Origin of the sequence: Wohlfahrtiimonas larvae, assembly GCF_002006755.1 — a bacterium.
GTDB classification, from domain to species: Bacteria; Pseudomonadota; Gammaproteobacteria; order Cardiobacteriales; family Wohlfahrtiimonadaceae; genus Wohlfahrtiimonas; species Wohlfahrtiimonas larvae.
Map to the genome: position 1 here is coordinate 1 of NZ_MVDO01000244.1, position 1,254 is coordinate 1,254.

Annotated in this window: 3 protein-coding genes; all 3 read right to left on the bottom strand. The window is 37.2% G+C overall.

Annotated elements, in window-relative coordinates; all coding sequences use genetic code 11:
* Nucleotides 1-215: 215 nt before the first annotated feature.
* Nucleotides 216-620 (bottom strand): DMT family transporter, encoded by a 405-nt coding sequence (locus tag BZK14_RS12470; protein WP_077926791.1) that lies wholly within the window; start codon nt 618-620, stop codon nt 216-218.
* On the bottom strand, nt 620-979 hold the full coding sequence (locus BZK14_RS12475) for an EamA family transporter (RefSeq protein WP_077926792.1): 360 nt from the start codon (nt 977-979) through the stop codon (nt 620-622). Before BZK14_RS12475 ends, BZK14_RS12470 begins: the two co-directional genes overlap by 1 nt.
* Nucleotides 976-1,254, bottom strand: a 279-nt coding sequence (locus tag BZK14_RS12480) for an alpha/beta hydrolase (protein ID WP_171973731.1), incomplete at its 5' end; no start/stop codon positions are given. The genes BZK14_RS12480 and BZK14_RS12475, both read right to left, overlap by 4 nt.

Sequence of the window (1,254 nt, forward strand, 5' to 3'; positions counted from 1 at the left end):
TCTATTCATTGATTCTTTAGAACTGCCTGAAGATGTGAAAGTGGAGTTGAAAAAATTAACACCACATAACTACATTGGTAAAGCGGTTGAATTAGCGAAAAAAATCTAATCCGCATTCCTATCAATACAAATATCCCGCCTGCAGGCGGGATATTCTATAGGTAAATTGCTTTAAAAAAAGCTAATCATTAGCCAGATTTTACTATAAGGTCATATCAATATTCTTGATGTGATTTCTTTTCTTGTGCTAATACCTGTTTTTCAGCAAAAGCTAAGAAAATAATGCCTGTAATGATCAATATCGCCCCGATTAATCGTTGCCATGTGATCTCATCATTAAAAACCCAAACAGAAACAATCATCACCGTTACAACTTCCATGTGCGCGGCCGCAAATGCAGGGCCAACAGGTGCATGTTTTAATAATGTCATCCATGCAAAAAATGTTGCAATGTATGCAATAATCGCAATATAAATCCAAGGATTCATAAACACACGAACAAACCATTCTAGTCCCAATTCTAAGGGTTCTGCAGCAATTGCTGCAAGTTTAAAACTTGTTTGCCCAAGCGTATCAAATAGAAGCAAAATACCAAAGCCAATCAAATAAAATTTTTTCATCAAAATGCTCCTACAACAATCACGCCAGCCAGTACAAAGACAATGCCTATGATCCGAAGTGGAATCAATTTCTCATTGAAAAGCAAACGCCCCGCGAGCATGATCGTAATGATATTCAGAGAAGCCAATAAAACACCTTGCGACAATGGCACAAGCGTCAAAAATGCTAGCCATAAGAAAAACTCCAAAATATATGACAAAATCCCAATCCAAAGCCATATATTTTTCAGCAGTCCTTTCCAATAGTCAAAGATCGATTGCCCTTCTTCTTGTACTGTTGCAGCATATTTAAACGAAATTTGCCCAATCGTATCAAAGGCAACATTGGCTATCCACAAAGTTATCATTAGCCAAGTCATACTGATAAAACACCGACTGTTTCATTGATAAATTCAACCGTTTGTTGAATCACAAATTTTCGCTCCCGATCAATGGTAATCAAATGGTAGCTATCTTCTAATAAGACTAACGTGGTCGGCCCACTCACATTATCTTCAATGACTTTAGCATTAGATTTAACACTCGCAATATCATCATTACTAGAATGCATGATGAGTGTTGGTGCTGTTACTTTCGGCAATTTTGCCTTCACATCTCGAGATAGATATAGCATTTCAGCCAAAGCAGGATATGG

Excerpts from the sequence above, each read along its gene's own strand:
- BZK14_RS12470 (WP_077926791.1), bottom strand. The coding sequence starts at position 620 with ATGAAAAAATTTTATTTGATTGGCTTTGGTATTTTGCTTCTATTTGAT.
- BZK14_RS12475 (WP_077926792.1), bottom strand. The coding sequence starts at position 979 with ATGACTTGGCTAATGATAACTTTGTGGATAGCCAATGTTGCCTTTGAT.